Annotated in this window: 14 protein-coding genes; 5 read left to right on the top strand and 9 right to left on the bottom strand. The window is 64.1% G+C overall.

Annotated elements, in window-relative coordinates:
• The first annotated feature begins 4 nt into the window (after positions 1-4).
• Genes AC5RTB_RS04340 through AC5RTB_RS04325 form a run of 4 tightly spaced genes read left to right on the top strand, consistent with a single transcriptional unit; the run spans position 5 to position 2,899 of the window.
• A complete protein-coding gene (locus AC5RTB_RS04340; protein ID WP_494059860.1) occupies positions 5-493 on the top strand; it encodes a DUF2243 domain-containing protein in 489 nt (162 codons plus the stop codon).
• 9 nt (positions 494-502) lie between these two features.
• Positions 503-1,309, top strand: a complete 807-nt coding sequence (locus AC5RTB_RS04335) for a cytochrome c oxidase assembly protein (RefSeq protein WP_494059859.1) — start codon at positions 503-505, stop codon at positions 1,307-1,309.
• 9 nt (positions 1,310-1,318) lie between these two features.
• Positions 1,319-2,167, top strand: coding sequence for a DUF222 domain-containing protein (locus tag AC5RTB_RS04330; RefSeq protein ID WP_494059858.1), 849 nt, complete (start codon positions 1,319-1,321; stop codon positions 2,165-2,167).
• Positions 2,168-2,188: 21 nt separating this feature from the next.
• Positions 2,189-2,899 carry an HNH endonuclease signature motif containing protein gene (locus AC5RTB_RS04325; protein ID WP_494059857.1) on the top strand — a complete coding sequence of 237 codons (711 nt, stop codon included), beginning with the start codon at positions 2,189-2,191 and terminating at the stop codon, positions 2,897-2,899.
• A 72-nt stretch (positions 2,900-2,971) separates the two neighbouring features.
• Here the strand turns inward: AC5RTB_RS04325 and AC5RTB_RS04320 are convergent, their stop codons facing one another.
• From AC5RTB_RS04320 to AC5RTB_RS04280, 9 genes are all read right to left on the bottom strand, one after another.
• The gene (locus AC5RTB_RS04320; RefSeq protein ID WP_494059856.1) at positions 2,972-3,220 is read right to left on the bottom strand and encodes a hypothetical protein; all 249 of its coding nucleotides are present in this window, start codon (positions 3,218-3,220) and stop codon (positions 2,972-2,974) included.
• A 117-nt stretch (positions 3,221-3,337) separates the two neighbouring features.
• Positions 3,338-6,355 (bottom strand): alpha-mannosidase, encoded by a 3,018-nt coding sequence (locus AC5RTB_RS04315; protein WP_494059855.1) that lies wholly within the window; start codon positions 6,353-6,355, stop codon positions 3,338-3,340.
• A 4-nt stretch (positions 6,356-6,359) separates the two neighbouring features.
• The gene (locus AC5RTB_RS04310; RefSeq protein ID WP_494059854.1) at positions 6,360-7,250 is read right to left on the bottom strand and encodes a carbohydrate ABC transporter permease; all 891 of its coding nucleotides are present in this window, start codon (positions 7,248-7,250) and stop codon (positions 6,360-6,362) included.
• Positions 7,250-8,041 carry a carbohydrate ABC transporter permease gene (locus AC5RTB_RS04305; protein WP_494060400.1) on the bottom strand — a complete coding sequence of 264 codons (792 nt, stop codon included), beginning with the start codon at positions 8,039-8,041 and terminating at the stop codon, positions 7,250-7,252. Before AC5RTB_RS04305 ends, AC5RTB_RS04310 begins: the two co-directional genes overlap by 1 nt.
• Positions 8,042-8,223: 182 nt before the next feature.
• Positions 8,224-9,597, bottom strand: a complete 1,374-nt coding sequence (locus AC5RTB_RS04300) for an extracellular solute-binding protein (protein ID WP_494059853.1) — start codon at positions 9,595-9,597, stop codon at positions 8,224-8,226.
• Between the two features lie 231 nt (positions 9,598-9,828).
• Positions 9,829-10,458, bottom strand: a complete 630-nt coding sequence (locus AC5RTB_RS04295) for a DUF305 domain-containing protein (RefSeq protein WP_494059852.1) — start codon at positions 10,456-10,458, stop codon at positions 9,829-9,831.
• 72 nt (positions 10,459-10,530) lie between these two features.
• Positions 10,531-11,019, bottom strand: a complete 489-nt coding sequence (locus AC5RTB_RS04290; protein ID WP_494059851.1) for a hypothetical protein — start codon at positions 11,017-11,019, stop codon at positions 10,531-10,533.
• Positions 11,020-11,037: 18 nt separating this feature from the next.
• Entirely contained in the window at positions 11,038-13,191 is a 2,154-nt protein-coding gene (locus tag AC5RTB_RS04285) for a heavy metal translocating P-type ATPase (protein ID WP_494059850.1), read from the bottom strand.
• A gap of 311 nt (positions 13,192-13,502) precedes the next feature.
• The gene (locus AC5RTB_RS04280) at positions 13,503-14,699 is read right to left on the bottom strand and encodes an ROK family transcriptional regulator (protein WP_494060399.1); all 1,197 of its coding nucleotides are present in this window, start codon (positions 14,697-14,699) and stop codon (positions 13,503-13,505) included.
• 153 nt (positions 14,700-14,852) lie between these two features.
• Here AC5RTB_RS04280 and AC5RTB_RS04275 point away from each other — a divergent pair, with 153 nt between their 5' ends.
• A complete protein-coding gene (locus AC5RTB_RS04275; RefSeq protein ID WP_494059849.1) occupies positions 14,853-16,505 on the top strand; it encodes a sensor histidine kinase in 1,653 nt (550 codons plus the stop codon).
• Positions 16,506-16,620 lie beyond the last annotated feature (115 nt).

Below are 16,620 nucleotides of genomic sequence, written 5' to 3'. Positions count from 1 at the left end.
CTCGATGTCCAGTGCTGAGACGAAGCCCAATCGTGGAGCCGGAACCAAGTCTCCGTTCGACCGACGGTTGTTGCTGTCAGGGTTCCTGTTCGGCTGCGGGATTGCCGCTTCGATGATCGATCTGTTCATTTTTCATCTGGCTTTGCAGTGGCACCACTTCTATGACCTGTCCACAACCCGCGTTGCGCTGACGACGGACGGGTTCTTTCATGCCTTCGGCTGGTTCATCACCATCTGGGGGTTGTTCCTGCTCGCCGAAGTCCGCCGCCGGACGCACATCGTGTGGAGTCGCTGGGCTGGGGCGGTGACCGCCGGCGTCGGGTTTTTCCAGCTCCTCGACGGAGTGGTCAGCCACAAGTTGCTTCGCATTCACCAGATTCGTTATGAGGTGGACCTGTTGCCTTATGACCTGACCTGGATTCTTTCCGCGGTCCTCCTCCTGGTAGTCGGGCTGCTCGTTCTGTGGCGAACCCGGCCTCGCGCCTCTGCCTGAGGAGCCGAGATGCATGACCATTCGACGGGCGGCGGGCTGGGATGGGTGCTACTCGACTGCGTGGCTGTAGTGGTCCTGCTCGCTGCCGCCGTTGGTTACGCAGTAGCGCTTCAGGCTGCGCGGAACCGCGGACGGTGGCCCATCTACCGGGTTGTCCTTTGGTATGTGGGGTTGGCCTGTGCCGGGGCGGGATACCTGTACGCCGCCGCTGCTGGCACTTTCACTGCACACATGGTCAGTCACCTGCTGGTCGGGATGATGGCGCCTTTGCTGCTGGTCCTGGCCGCACCGGTCACCGTGATGCTTCGGGCGCTGCCGGTGTCCTCAGCGCGGTCGCTCACGCGCGTTCTTCGTGCCCGTTGGTTTCGGGTCCTGACGCATCCCGTAGTCGCAGCGACGTTGAACATCGGCGGTCTCTGGTTGCTCTACACCACAGACCTGTATCAGCTCATGCACTCCTCTGTGCTGGTTCATGCAGTTGTCCATGCCCACATTTTTCTGGCCGGGTATATCTTTACGGCGTCCATCATTGGTGTGGATCCCAACCCGCATCCGACGTCGATGCGGCTCCGATCGGCCGTGCTTATTCTCTTCATTGCCGCCCATTCAATCCTCGCCAAATGGCTCTATGCGGATCCGCCGACTGGGGTTTCCGTTGATGATGCCCGGGTTGGCTCGCAGTTGATGTACTACGGCGGTGATGTCGTTGATGTGACGCTGGTCGTTCTATTGTTCGCCGGCTGGTACTCGGCGACCCGTCCTCGTGAAGCTGTGGCCAGACAGTCGAACTCAGGAATGTCGGAGCCGGGTTGTTGACTGTTTTGCATGAAGACCAGGACCAAGGAGATTCTTGAGGACGCTCACGAGCTGACTCTTGAACACGCCTATGCGGAGGCGGACCTGGCCTGGTCAGAGGTTTCGTATGAGCATGCCCTGGATCCAGACGGCGTGGACATCGACTGTGGAGCTTTCGATGAGCACGCGCGTGCGGCCGTGGAGAATGCGTCACCGTATGGTCTGGTGCACCGACTGCAAGACGCCGCGTCGGTGCAGTCCCGGCAGTTCCGGACCATGCCTGACACGTTGGACCTGCTGCGGGCGGCGGACCGGTTGGCGTCATGGGTTGCAGCGAAGCAGGCCGCGCTCACCGCCGAAGTCTTCCACCACATCGAGAACCACGAGGTCTCCAGGAGCGGTAAGGCGCATCCGCAGTTCACCCTCACCCTGGCCGCACAGGAAATTGCTCCGCTGCTGCGGGTACCCGGGCGGACCGCGCACCGGATACTCAGTGAAGCGTTGAGGCTCACTGAGGAACTACCGGCGACGCGGGAAGCGCTCGAGGACGGCCGGATCAGCCCGGCGCAGGCGCAGGTCATCGTGGAGGAATCCGGGGCCATCCCGGTCGAGGGCGTGTCCGGGTTCGAGGAGACAGTGCTGGAAACGGCGGGAGCCTTGACCCGCCCGAAACTTGCCCGACACTGCCGGCGACTGCGCGAGGAACTGCACCCGGAATCGATTGCCCTCCGCAAAGCCCGGGCAGTGAAGGACCGGGCCGTCACGGTGCAGCCCGAGCAAGACGGCATGGCCTGGCTCGGCGCGTACCTCCCCGCGGAGCAGACACACGGGATCTTCAACCGGGTCGACGCCGCGGCACGCTCCCTGCAGGGTCCCTAGGAGCCGCGCACACTGTCCCAGTTGCGGGCAGACGTATTCGCTGACGTGCTCACACACACGTGTACCGGGGACCCGCAGAAAGGCACCGGCTACCGCGGAATCAGCGCGAGCGTGTTTGTCACCGTCCCGGTGATGACCCTCCTCGGTCACCGCAGATCAGACTGGCAGGACACCACGAACGGTGCAGCGGCATCAGTGCCTGCCGAAAAGGCAGCCGCGCCACTCGGCAACCCGGCGGACGGTTTCGAGCGTAGCTTCTTGGGCACTACGCGGGACTCGGGCAGCAATGCACCCGACCTAACCGGCTGCGCGAACGGGTTGCTGGACGGTTACGGTCCGATCGACCCGGAAACCGCTCGGAACCTCGCCGCCCACGCACCTAGTTTCACCAGAATCCTGGTCCACCCGGAAACGGGGGCTGTGCTCAGCGTCGGCAGGGACAGATACCGGCCACCAAAACACCTGCAGGACTGGGTGAGAATCACCAACCCGACCTGCGTCCATCCCGGATGTAACCGCTCATCGATGTCCTGCGAGATCGACCACGTCACTCCTTGGGCGCACGGCGGAAAAACTGCACTCGAAAATCTCCGACCGCGGTGCAAGCTCCACCACATGCTGAAAACGGAGGGCATCTGGCCTGCCGGGCAAGACGACCAACGGACCCATCACGTCTCTTCACTCGGAGGCAAGACCTACACTACGCTGCCCGAACCCCCACCACCCTTCTAGCGACAGGTTGGGGTTAGGGTTTGAGTCGCGCGGTCCCGCTCGGTCCTCGCGGATTATGTCCCCGCGGCCCGCTCAATCCTCGCCGCTGGAGTCTCCTCGTTCCGTCCCATCCTCGCGGGTGAAGTCGCGGTCAGCGTCTTCACCGCGGCCCACCGAATCTCGACGTTCCGCTTCCTCCACACGCTCCTGCAGTTGCTCTTCGGCCTCCTGCCGCCGGTGCAACATAGCCTGAAGATCCTGATTACCGCTGTGCTCGTCGGGCGTCTTCGGGCGCCGCCGCTCGTCGTGGTGGTGCTCGTCTTCGTGCGAAGTCTCGCTCATGCAAACCATGCTCCCACCGGTTGGAGCGTAAGGGAACAGGTGAGAAGTCGCCGGGACCCGGTCAGCGGAAGGAACAACCAAAGCGGAGGCGAGCCGATCGAAACGATGCGCACCCAACTAGCGCGAAAGCGTCCCCATCCGAAAGCGCAACGTCACCAACTGGAACGGCCGCAACGTAAGGCGAACACCGCCGTCGTCGGAATGCATGAAGTCAGCCGGAACTGAACGCTCCAACAAATCAGTGGCAACCACCGACGAGTATTCAAACCCCGGCACAACCACCGCCGACGCCCGACTACCGAAGGCCTCATACAACCGCACGACGACGTCGCCGCTTCGGTCCTCCGCGAGCTTCACCGCCTCGACAACCGCTGCAGGATTGGACACCGTCACCACCGGATCGGCTGACGACGCCGCCACGCCGGTCACCGCCCGTATCGGCAGGTTCACCCGGTACCCCTCCGCGACCGCATCAGCGATGCCGGAAGAAGGCCGCAACGAGAACTTAAAGGTGTGGGGTCCCTGATCAGCCTGCGGATCCGGGAACAGCGGCCCTCGCAAAACCGACGCCCGCATCAGCGTGTACGGCACACCGGAGCGGGACTCGGAACGGGAGATGTCGTACCCGTACGTCGAATCATTCGCCAACGACACCCCGAACCCGGGCTCCCCCACATGCACCCAGCGATGCGCCACCGTCTCAAACCTGGCAGCATCCCACGATGTGTTCGTGGCGGTGGGCCGCTGAATATGTCCGAACTGAATCTCGGACGCGGCCCGGTCCGCCAGGACATCCACCGGGAACGCGAGCTTCAGGAGCTTCTGCTGCTCGTGCCAGTCGGCCTCGATCGACATATCCACCGCCGTGCCGTCAGCACTCAACGAAATCCGCTGAACCAGACGGGACTTACCGAACACCCGATCCACCCGCAGCACCGAACCAACCACGTCAACAGCGGCCGCCTCCGTCAGCTCCGTGACGTTGAACTTGTAGTGCTCGTCGATGTCCCATGCGTCCCACTGGTTCGGCGTATCACGGAACAGCTGGAAGACATTGCCCCGCGTACCGGCCGGAATTACCTCCCGGCCGCCGGCGACCAATGAACTGAACAACCCGTTCTCATCGACCGTCAATCGCAGGGAATCGCTCTCCAGAACAAAAGAGGACCCCTCCCGGACCGGCTCATAGTCAGCCGACGACGACGGCACGGCGCCTCCCAGCGCAGGCACGCCACCGACGTCGTACGGTCCGCCATTCAACGCAACCGTCGCCGATCCGGTGCCCAACAGCGCAGCCAGCGCCGCCGCGATGAGCGACTCGAGCGAGGACTCGACAGCCGCATAGTTGCGCTCCGCTTCCTGGTGGACCCAGGCAATCGAGGATCCGGGCAGGATGTCGTGGAACTGCTGCAGCAGCACAGTGTGCCAGGCGGTTTCGAGCTCGTCGTACGGGTAGGCGAACCCGGAGCGCAGCGCAGCAACGGCACACCAGAGCTCTGCCTCCCGCAACAGGTGCTCACAGCGTCGGTTGCCCTGCTTGGTCCGCGCCTGCGACGTATAGGTCCCGCGGTGGAACTCAAGGTACAGCTCCCCCGACCACACCGGAGCATCCGGATACTCCGTCGACGCTGTCTCAAAGAACCGGGCCGGCGAAGACATCGTCACTGCAGGCGACCCCTCCAAAGAAGAAGTCCGTTCAGCCGCCGCCAGCATCTCGCGGGTGGGTCCGCCACCGCCGTCGCCCCAACCAAACGGAACCAGCGACGTATTCGCCACGCCCTTCTCCCGATAGTTCCGCTGCGCACGGGCGAGGTCGCGGGCACAAAGGTCCGAGTTATAGGTGTCAACGGGAGGGAAGTGAGTGAACACCCTCGTGCCGTCGATGCCCTCCCAGTTGAAGGAATGGTGCGGGAACAGGTTCGTCTCGTTCCAGGAGATCTTCTGTGTCAGGAAGTACTGTGATCCAGCCGCGCGAACAATCTGCGGCAGGGCGGCCGAATACCCGAAGGAATCCGGCAACCACACCTCCTGCGGCTCCACGCCGAAGTTCTCGAGAAAGAACCGCTTGCCTGCAACGAACTGCCGGGCCAGGGCCTCTCCGCCGGGCATGTTGGTGTCCGATTCCACCCACATGCCGCCCGCGGGCACGAACTGCCCGGACCGGACCTTCTGGGCAACCCGCTCGAACAGGTCCGGATAGGACGACTTGAGCCAGGCGTACTGCTGCGCCGACGAGGCAGCAAACACAAAGTCGGGTTTACGGTCCATCAGCTCCAGCACGTTGGAAAACGTCCGTGCCACCTTCCGAACCGTCTCGCGGACCGGCCACAGCCAGGCACTGTCGATGTGCGCATGCCCGACGGCGTGCATCCGGTGCGCACTCGCATAAGCGGGCGATGCCAGGACGCCAGCGAGACACGCACGCCCGGCCGCAGCGGTACCGCCGACGTCGGACGGGTCGACCGCATTGGCCGCCTTTTCCAGTGCACGCAGGATTTCGTGACGGCGGGGCAGATCCACGGGCAACTCGTGCATGAGGCCATTCAGCGTCCACACGTCCTGGCCCAGTTCCCACGCCTCCCGGTCGAACAGCGCCACCTCCGCGCGGCGGAACGTATAGAGAGGATCGGATCCTGCGGTGGCCAGGGAGCCCAGCGGAGTGGGCTGGTAGTCGAACCCGTCGATCACATTGGGATTGGAAGCCGCCTCAACATAGAACTCGACGGCGGTACCCGGCTCGGCATCCAACGGAACCCACATGTTCAGCGGCTCCAGTGCCTTGATCACCCGCCCATCCGGCGCATAGACAAGGCCCTCGGCCTGGAAGCCGGGCATGATCGTCGAGAATCCAAGGTCGATTACGGCCTCGACCTCATGACCGGCGGAGAGCGACCACTCAATCGGCACGGCACCTGCGAACCGGAACCAGGCGGTCCCCCAGGGCCGCCCCCAGGCGGAGCCGACCACGAACGGCTCGAACCGCTCCGACACCACCGAATCAAAAGGCACCGGCTCACCCGGTGCCTGCCAGACGGATACCTCGAGCGGCACCGATACCGGCCAGACCGCAGGCGTGAGCCGTTCGGTGAGCAAACGCTCGATTCGGGCCTCGACCAGGAGACGATTGTCGTGCATGGACCTAACCTTTCAGAGCGCCCGACATGGCGAACGACCCACCGAACACACGTGAGACAAGAACGTACAAGACAATCACTGGTAGAGCGTAAAGAATCGAGAACGCGGCGAGTTGCCCGTAGGCGACCGTCCCGAACTGCCCGAAGAACCGGAAGATACTCACGGCTGCGGGCTGGTTCTCCAGCGAAAACAGCAGGATAAACGGCACGAAGAAGTTTCCCCAGGCCTGGATGAACACAAAGATGAAGACGACGCCGATGCCCGGCCGCATCAGCGGCACCACTATGTGCCATAGGGCCTTCATCGCGGACGCACCGTCCACCCACGCCGCCTCCTCCAGCGACACCGGGACCGAATCCATGAAGTTTTTGGTCATCCAGATGGCCATGGGGAGGGACGTCGCGGCCATGAAGAACGTCGCCGCAGCAAGCGAATCCAGCAGGTTCAACTGCACGAACAGGCTGTACACCGGGACCATGATCGCCGTGATCGGAAGGCACGTCCCGAACAGCACCGTGTACAGGAACGGCCGGTTGAACCGCGTGTTGAACCGGGACAGCGGGTAGGCCGCCAGCACCGCCGCGATCACGGTCACCGCCGCCGATCCACCGGAAAGAATGAGGCTGTTCAACAGCGGCCGATACGTCTGTTCCGGCGTCAGGATCGCGGTGAAGTTGGCCACCGAGAACGACGACGGCAACGCCGTCTCGTACGTCGCCTCCGCATCGAAGGACGCGAGGACCAGCCAGCTCAGCGGCACCACAAAACACAGCGCGACGGCGGCCAGGACAGCACTCGCGCTCCAACTCGGTGAGCCCCTGCGACCACCGCGGGAGTTGCGTGTCGGCGCGACCACGGGCGCCGCCGTCGTCGTGCTGGAAATCGGCGCGGTCATCAGGGGTTCCTCTCGCGCAGGAGGCGGATGTACGCGAGGGAGAACGCGGCGCCGATGATCAGCATGACCACGGCGATGGCGGTGCCGTAGCCGATGTCGCTGTACCGGAAGGCTTCTTCATAGGCCATGATCGGCAGCGTGGTGCTGCGGTTGGTGGGACCGCCGGCGGTCATGACGTAGATCAGGGTGAACACCGCGAGCGTCTGCAGGGTGATGAGCATCAGGTTGGTCGCGATGCTGCGCCGGATCATTGGAATTGTCACGTACGCCAGCGTCTTCGAACCGTTCGCTCCGTCGATCTCCGCCGCCTCCGTGACCTCCCGCGGCACGTCGTTGAGCGCGGCTTGGTAGACCATCATCGAGAACGCGGTGCCCCGCCAGATATTCGCCAGGATGATGGCGAGCATCGGGTGCTCGAACAGCCAGTCCACAGCCGGCAGGCCAGCAAAGCCAGAGAGCTGGTTCAGCGTCCCGTCGCGGAAGAAGAACGCGTACGCAACAAACGCGGCCACGATTTCCGGGAGCACCCATGCTGCCACCACGCACACGCCGACGACGGCGGCAACCGCCCGGTGCGCCCGCCGCATCAGCAGCGCGAGGCCCAGACCGAGGAAGTTCTGCCCGATCACCGCCGAGACCAGCACGAAGACGACGGTGAGCAGCAGCGACTGGGGAAACAGCGGGTCGGCGAACAGGGTGGTGTAGTTCTCCAGCCCGATCCACTCCGGGTCCTTCGCGTTGGCGCCGGTCAAGGCCGCGTTGGTGAAGGAGCCGTAGAAGGACCACACAATCGGCCCGGCTAGGAAGATCCCGATGAGGATGATCGCGGGGGCGAGGGGCAGGAGCTTCAGCCCGGCAGATAGGGAGCGGGAGGCCCGTCCGTTGCGCTCCCGCTCCTGCCTGTTATTCCCGCGGGTGCCGCGGTGCCCGGCGCCGGAGGACGCGCCGCGGGAAGTGACCGTGGAGGAAATGGTTACTCCTCGACGACGTTCTCTTCGCCGACAATAGACGTGAGTGCTTCGTCGTAGGTAGCTGCCGCTTCCTCCGGTGTTGCTCCACCTGTGATGACAGCTTCGGTGGCTTCCTGGACCGCAGTGGAGATCTCGGCGTAGTTCGACGTTGCGGGCCGGTAATGCGTCACATCGAGCACCGCGGAGACCTCGTCGACGAACGGATTGGCCTCAAGGTACTCGGGAGCTTCCGCGATGTCGCTACGCACTGCGATCTGCGAGTTGTCCACCGTGTACTGCAGCAGGTTTTCCTGGTTCATCGCGGTAGTGAGGAACTCGAACGCGAGGTCCGGGTTCTCCGTGCCCGCGCCGACCGCCAGCGTCCAGCCTCCGGACATGCTCACAGCTCCGGGCTCCTGCCCGTCCTGCGTGGGGAACGGTGCGACGCCCATGACGTCGGCGTACTCCGGCCACGCGAACATGCCGCCTTCCTGCCAGAACGACGGCGCGTAGGAGCCTTCAACGGTGGCTCCCATCTGGTTCTCCGGCAGCATGGTTCCGAGCACTACCTGCCACACGTTGGGGTCGAGGGCTTCGGCAGGTGTGACGGCAAGTTCCTCGTCGTAGAGGGTCTTCAGGAAGGCAAGTGAGTCGATGAAACCCTGCGACCCTGTGACCCATTTCTGGGACTCTTCGTCGTAGAGGCCCCCGGTCTCCGTGCCATACAGCAGTTCATAGAAGCTCTGCATGACGGTGCCCTCGCCGGTACCGGTTCCGGCGTACATGCTGAAGGGACGGGAGTCGGGTTGTGCTTCCTTGACGGTGCGCGCCATGTCCAAAAGGTCGTCCCAGGATTCCGGTTGCCAGGGGACTTCAACTCCGGCGTCCTGGAGAACCTGCTTGTTGTACCAGATGACCCGGGTGTCGGTACCGAGGGGCACCGCGTAGATACTGCCGTCGTCGGCCTGTCCTGCTTCCTTTGCGGCCTCGTTGAAGGTGTCCCACTCGTCCCACCCTGCCAGGTGCTCGTCGAGATTCAACAGGTAGCCGGCCTCAACGTCGGAGCGCAGGCGGAAACTGTCCTCGTAGAAGACGTCCGGAGCGGTGTCCGGCGAGCGCTGCGACAGGGCGAGGCGGGTGTTGTAATCTTCGTCAGTGCCTTCGACCGGTTCCAGTTCGACGGTGACGCCTTCGTTGGCGGCTTCGAACTGCTCCTTGGTGCTCTGCATCAGGGTGTCCAGCGGTGAGCCCTCGCCGGCTTTCTGGTAGATGATGCGCAGCGATTGGTTGGCGGCTTCCTCCCCCTCTCCGTCTCCGTCACCGTCGCCGGAGCACCCGCTCAACACGAGCAGTGCGGCAAGCGCCGCCGCTGGGAGGGTTCGAGAGGCGCTGCGCATGGTTTCTCCTTTGAAACTAAGGCATCGGGAGACTTCCGATACCGGAATAGTACGTCGAGTGGATTTAAGGCACAATGGCCCCGGAAACCTTTCGTGCAGTTCCGGTGACTTCCCGACGTCGTCGGTCACCACAGCTGCTCAAAAGTTCCAGGACCACCGTGCCGAAAACCGTTATTCGATGCGGCCTGCGACCACCCTATCGCTCAGTGCAGACCTCAAACAGAGCCGCGCCTAGAGTTCTTCGAGCAAGGCCTCCATCTCCTTGATTTCGGCCTCCTGGGCTTCGACGATGGTCTCGGCGAGCGCGATGGCTTCGGGATTCTCGCCGTTCTTGATTTCTTCCCTGGCCATGTCAACGGCGCCGTTGTGGTGCGCGGTCATGGACTTAAGGAACATCCGGGATGCTTCCTCGCCGTCAGCGGCTTCGAGCTTGGCCATCTGGTCCTCGCTCAACATGCCGGCCTCGCCGTCCATTGCACCCATGTGGTGCCCCTCCATACCGCCTTCGATCTCAACGGGTTCCCCCCAGGCTTCCAGCCAGCCGGTCATGGCGTCGATCTCGGGGGCCTGCGCATCCTTGATTCGCGAGGCGAGTTCCGTAACTTCGGGGTTGATGTTGTCCTTGGCGAACATAATGTCACTCATCTCCACGGCCTGCTCGTGGTGGGGAATCATCATCTGCGCGAACATGACGTCGACATTGTTGTGCCGTGTGGAAGCTTCCGTAGCGGATTGAGTTGTCGACCCGGTTTCCTGCGTCGGAGTCGGCGGGTCGTTTGCGGGCCCGGTCTCGCTGCCGCAACCCGCGAGGGCAATAACGGCTGCAACGCTCAGTGCTGACAGGGAAAGGTAACGCTTCATGGTGATCTGATCCTTCTGGTTATACGTGCAAAGAGTCTTCCGTGGTGCATTCAGCGGGACGCGGCGGAAGGCTCACGTCCGGCTGATACAGAGCCGGATCAGTGAAGGAGCGGGAATGGACAGCGGCTCCTGACGGATAAGAGGCGGGCCGCGCAGGAGCACAGATCCGGGAACGCGCCTCCCAGCGGGAAGCAGGAACGCCAGGATGGTGACGACAATGAAAGCAAGAACGCAGAGTCCTAGTGCAGCGGCGTCGTGGTGCTGGTGGGAGACGGGCGCGATGGCGGCCGGCACCATATCGCCCACCGTGTGGGAACCGTGCGCCACCGTGTGGGAACCGTGCGCCACCGCGTGGGAACCGTGCGCCACCGCGTGGGAACCGTGCGCCACCGCATGAGAGCCGTGCGCGGCCGCCGGGCCGTGACCGCCCATCCAGACGTGCATCGCAAGGATGCCGACGATGACAGCCGTGAGGCCGAGGAAACCAACGACGGCGCGCGGAACGGCCAGGGCTGCCCTGATCTTCCCTGTGCCGCTCATCGCCGCCGCCTTCCTGCTCATCGAATCCAATGTAGTGAACTAGTGCGAAATGCGTTCGGGGCTGAGATCGATCCGGCGCAGCAGCTGCGCATTCAGCGCAACCACAATCGTCGACACACTCATCAGGACGGCACCGGCCGCCGGCGAGAGGACAATACCCGCGAACGCGAGCACCCCTGCAGCGAGCGGAACAGCGGCGAGGTTGTACCCGGTGGCCCACACCAGGTTCTGGATCATCTTCCGGTAGCTGGCCCGGGACAGGTCGATCATCGCCAGAACCGATCGCGGATCGTTTCCTGCAAGCACGACGCCGGCAGATTCCATCGCGACGTCGGTCCCGGCACCGATCGCGATGCCGACTTCTGATCGGGCCAGCGCCGGTGCGTCGTTCACGCCGTCTCCGACCATCGCTACCTTCAGGCCGCGAGCCTGCAGTTCGGCAACCTTGGAGTCCTTGTCCTGCGGCAGCACGTCAGCGAAAACCTCGTCGATGCCCAACTCGGAACCCACCGCGTCTGCCACCTGGCGCGCATCGCCGGTGATCATGGCAACCTTCACCCCGCGGTCCTGCAGGGCCTTCACGGCCGCCCGCGACTCGTCGCGAACGCGGTCCTCAAGCCGGAGGGCGCCGATGACTGCCCCATCGCGCACGACGTGGAGCACTGAGGCGCCGCGGGCAACCCACTCCCCGACCGCCCCCGCCAGGTCAGGCGGTGTGTCCAGGGCGAGTTCCCTCAGCATGTTGGGCCCACCGACAGCCACCTCGTCACCGCTGACTGTCGCGCGAACCCCGCGTCCGGTCATGGAGGAGAACCCACTCCCCCGGAACCCGAACGCCGCTGCCTCCGGGGAGTCCGCTGCGGCCTGCACGATGGCCCGGGCAAGCGGATGCTCGCTGTCGGATTCGGCTGCACCTGCCAGGGCGAGCATCTCGGCTTCGCTGATCTCCGCGGTTGCGGCGGTCGCGGTGACGGCAGGGCGTCCCTCCGTGAGGGTGCCGGTCTTGTCGAACAGGACGACGTCGACGGTCCGCATCCGCTCAAGCGCCATCCGGTTCTTGATCAGCACGCCACCCTTCGCTGCACGCTCCGTGGAAATGGCGATCACGAGCGGGATGGCCAACCCAAGTGCGTGCGGGCAGGCAATGACCAGCACCGTGACGGTGCGGACCACCGCGTCATTCGGGCTGCCCAGCAACAGCCAGGCGATGAAGGTGATGATGCCTGCGACCAGGGCGAAGTAGAACAGGAGCGCCGCCGCACGGTCGGCAAGGGCCTGGGCCCTGGACGAGGAGGCCTGCGCCTCTGCGACCAGGCGCTGGATCCCCGCGAGCGTGGTGTCCGAACCCACCGCGGTCACCTTCACCCGCACAGCGTTGTCGGTCGCGACCGTACCGGCGACCACCGTCTCGCCGGGAGTGCGTGAAACGGTGCGCGATTCGCCGGTGATCATCGACTCGTCGAACTCTGCCGTGCCGTCGACGATGTCACCATCGGCCGGCACGCGGGCACCGGACCGGACAAGGACCACGTCCCCGGGAGCCAGGGCGGTGACCGGGACCGTTTCGATACCCGCTTCGGTGACCTTGTCAGCTTCGTCCGGCAGCAGCGCGGCCAGTGCATCGAGGGCTCCGGCGGCTGAGCCGAGGGCCCGCATCTCCATCCAGTGGCCCAGAAGCATGATGACAACCAGCAGGGCCAGCTCCCACCAGAAGTCGAGGTTGAAGTTCCCGATTCCGAGTGTGGTTATCCAGGACGCGATGAAGGCGACACTGATGGCCATGGCAATCAGCAGCATCATCCCGGGCTGGCGGGACTTCAGCTCCATGATGCCGCCCCTGAGGAACGGCGCACCGCCGTAGAAGAAGATGACCGTTCCCAGCAGCGGCGAGACCCACATGGAGCCGGGAAACTCCGGTGGTGTGTACCCCACGATCATGGCGAACATGTGGCTGAAAAGGACAACTGGAACGGCCAGTATCAGGCTAATCCAGAAGCGGTTGCGAAACATGGCCGTCGAGTGTCCGGCATGCTGGCCATGCGTATGAACTTCGTGATCGGCATCCCGATGCTCTGTGGAGTGGCGCTGTACGTCATCGAGGGCGGATTGCGGGTGGGGCTCAGGCATGGCCTGGCCGTGTGTCTCGTGATCTGACACCGACGGGCCTGCCTGGCCGTGCATCTGGTGTTTCATGATAATTCTCCTTCGGTCACACAGGACGGATGTCCCGGACCTCGAAATCAGGCTTTGCTGTTGTAGTGGCCGCCTGCCCAGCCGCGGAGGGTACCGCCGCGGCGGAGAGGGCTGGCTAACGGTGACGGTGACCGTGGGGGCGGCGCAGCATGCGCATCCGGTGCTCTACACGCCGGCTCCAGCCGTATCGAGAGACCTTCAAGGAGTAAACGGCCCAGTCTGGGCTTGGACTTCCTGCTCCGGTAAGAAGAAATTTATACCCCTGGGGGGTATATGTCAACCCCAGTGATCCGAGGATTGTGCGGTAGGAATCAGCGTGCCAGCATCAGCCGTTCTGCCCTCGGGCCGAGTGTTCTCTCGAGCATGAGGCAGGCGGCACCGATAGCGGCAACGTCGTCGCCGATGCCGGTGGAAACTACCTCCACCGGGTGGATGCTTCGCGCGGCACGGAAGTCCAATAACGACGACGGCACGACCTCCAGATACCGGTTGGCCAGCGGCGCCCAGAACGGCCCGCCGAACACCACTCGATCGACGTCGAGCACATTGACCAGAACTGAGACTGCCCGCGCGGTGCGAACTGCAGCCCTGGTGATGATGTCGCATGCCACCTTGTCGCCCGCCTCCGCCGCAGCGCACAGCTGCAGCAGCCCGTCAGCCACATCGCCGTTGCGGTGATGTGGCTCGCTCAGCACTCCGCGCTCTTCCGCCTCACCTACCAGCGACTGCGGATCGCACGTCACCGCAATGCAGCCGCGCATTCCGCAGGCGCACTCCGGCCCGTTGGGGTCCGTGACGATATGCCCGATCTCGCCGGCGTTTCCCGAAGCCCCGCGCATCACCTCGCCGTCAACAACGATGCCGCTGCCAATGCCCGTACCGATGTAGACAAACACGAAACTCTGTGTGCTCTCGTGTCCGCCGCCCCATATCTCGGCGACCGCAGCCGCCGTCACGTCCTTCTCCACGAAGACCGGCATTTCGGTGGCCTCCGCCAGAGCATCCCGCAGCGGAACGCGGTCCCAGCCAAGCAGGAGCGGAGGGTTGACGACGGCGCCCGCGGGCTGATCGATGGGCCCCGGAGGTGCCACCCCGATTCCCTCAATGCGTGCCGGGTCCACCGAAGACTCCGCGAGCAGCGTTCGTATCTCGCCGGCGATCGCGTCGATGATCTGCCCGGGCTCAGTCCCCATCGGGGTTTCACGGACGCGGCGCTGTATCACTGTGCCCATGAGGTCCATCAGCACCACCGTCATCACAGCCGGATCAAGGTGCACGCCGACGGAGTACCGGCCGGACGGATTAATGCGAAGGATGGTCCGCGGCTTGCCCGGGCCGGTACCGGATTTCCCCGCCTCCACAATCAGTTCCTCCGCCAGCAGGCGGCGGGTGATATTGGAGACAGCCTGCGGCGACAACCCGATCAGGTCCACCAGCTCCACCCTGCTCAGTCCCTCATTGGAACGGCGAATGGCATCGAGAATGACACTCTGGTTGAAGTCCCCCATCCGGGGGAGATTGGTGCCACGTCGCACGTCTAGTGCCTTTCGCTCAGAGGCGGCTGATGCACGATACTACCGCCACTTTTCAGCACGGCAACCAGCACCTCGCTAGACTCGGCAGAACCTGCAACAACACAGGCAGAAGCAAGGGGACAGGTCTTGGGCGCAACCGGGGAGTTCGACGCTGCTGTGGGCACCGCTCTGGTGGTCGACTCCGACGTCGGCCTGCTCGCTGAGATAGCCAACAACCTTCGCGACGCCGGTTTCTCGGTTGCCGCTCACAGCACGGTCAATCCGGCGATTGAGGCGGCGCGCGAGGGCACCGCTGATGTCGCCGTCGTCGGCGCTGAAATTGCCCTCGAGTATCTCGCCACCATCGCGAAAGAAGCCGACCATCTGCTCCCGCGGAACATCCCCGTGGTGCTGACCGCGAAGACGGCGGATCAGGTCACGTCCCACCCCGAACTGACAATGCGCACGAGCGACTACCTGCTGCTGCCGATCGCCTCCGACGAGCTTCTGCACCGGGTCAACACAGCTATCCATCGCAACCGCCTACGCGAGGAACGGCGGCACGAGTCAGCGTTCCTGCGGGACCGTGTGCGGCGCATCTCCGACGAACTTCGCCAGACCAACGAGCCCTCGGAAATGGTCGAGATGGCGCTGCGTGGAATCGGCGAAGCACTTGATGCCGAAGACGTGACGCTGCACATTTTCGACGACGGGCGCATCTCCTCAGGTTCCGCACGCTGGCAGCGCGGGGGTGGACGCGTGCAACCCGGCGACGTCACCGAGCTCCTCGACGAACTGCGGATCCTGGGAACGGAACTGTGGCGGACCTCCGGCTCACTTGCGGTGATCGCCGGGCGGCTCGACGAAGTCCCGGAGAACCTGCCCAACATCCACGCCCGGATGGCCGGCTTCACAAGCAGCGGTCTTCTGCTGCCCGTCGGGGAAGGCTCAACACCGTTCGGCGTGCTCTGGATTGCCGCCGACCGCGGCACCCGCAAATGGTCGAGTGCCGAAATTGCCCTGTTGCAGCACCTGCTCGGCAATCTGGCGCACGGAATGGTTCAGGGCCAACTGATTGTCGGCCAGCAGCAGGTGGTGGACCGGCTCCGCGAGCTTGACGCCGCCAAGGACGGTTTCGTGGCGACGGTGCATCACGAGCTGCGCACTCCCCTGTCCTCGATTCTTGGGTACGTTGAACTGCTGCAGGACGGCGACGGCGGTGAACTGCCACCCGACGCGCACAAGATGCTGAAGGTCATCGAGCGCAACGGCCAGCGGCTGAGCACTCTCGTTGAGAACGTCCTGGCACTGTCTGTGCTCGATTCCGGCACCGAGCTCGGTTTTGCCCCGATCGACCTGGTTTCCCTGCTTGATTCGGTGGTGACGGACCTGCTGCCGCTCGCGGTCAGGAAACGCGTCTCGATCCAGCTCGCTCCCGCAGATTCACCGGAGCGGGTGAACGGAATGCGCGAACTCCTCGAACGCGCCTTCGTGAACGTGCTCTCGAACGCGGTGAAGTTCACGCCCGACGGCGGACTGGTCACCGTCAGGTTCCTGTCCGGCGACGGCGCCGTGCGCGTAACAATCGAGGACTCCGGCATCGGTATCCCCGAAGAGGAACTCCCCCACTTGTTGACCCGTTTCTACCGGGCGTCCAATTCGGTTGCGGCCGAGATTCCGGGAACCGGCCTGGGGCTGTCCATCGCAGCGCAGGCCGTGCAACGGCACGGCGGGCAGCTGTCCGTCCACTCCGAGCTGGGCGTCGGCACGACGGTCAGCATTGAGCTGCCGCGGATATGAGGAACAGTTCTGTGGCACCGGGGAGTGTGGGGAGACTCGACGGCGACCGAAGGAACGCTACGCTGCTGAACGATCCGACGGTCACCGCGCGGACGGCAGAAATCTCCACCAGTGC

The organism is Arthrobacter sp. M71 S08, assembly GCF_059089725.1.
Note: the sequence above shows the minus strand (reverse complement) of the source record. Positions and strands in the feature narration are given on the sequence as shown.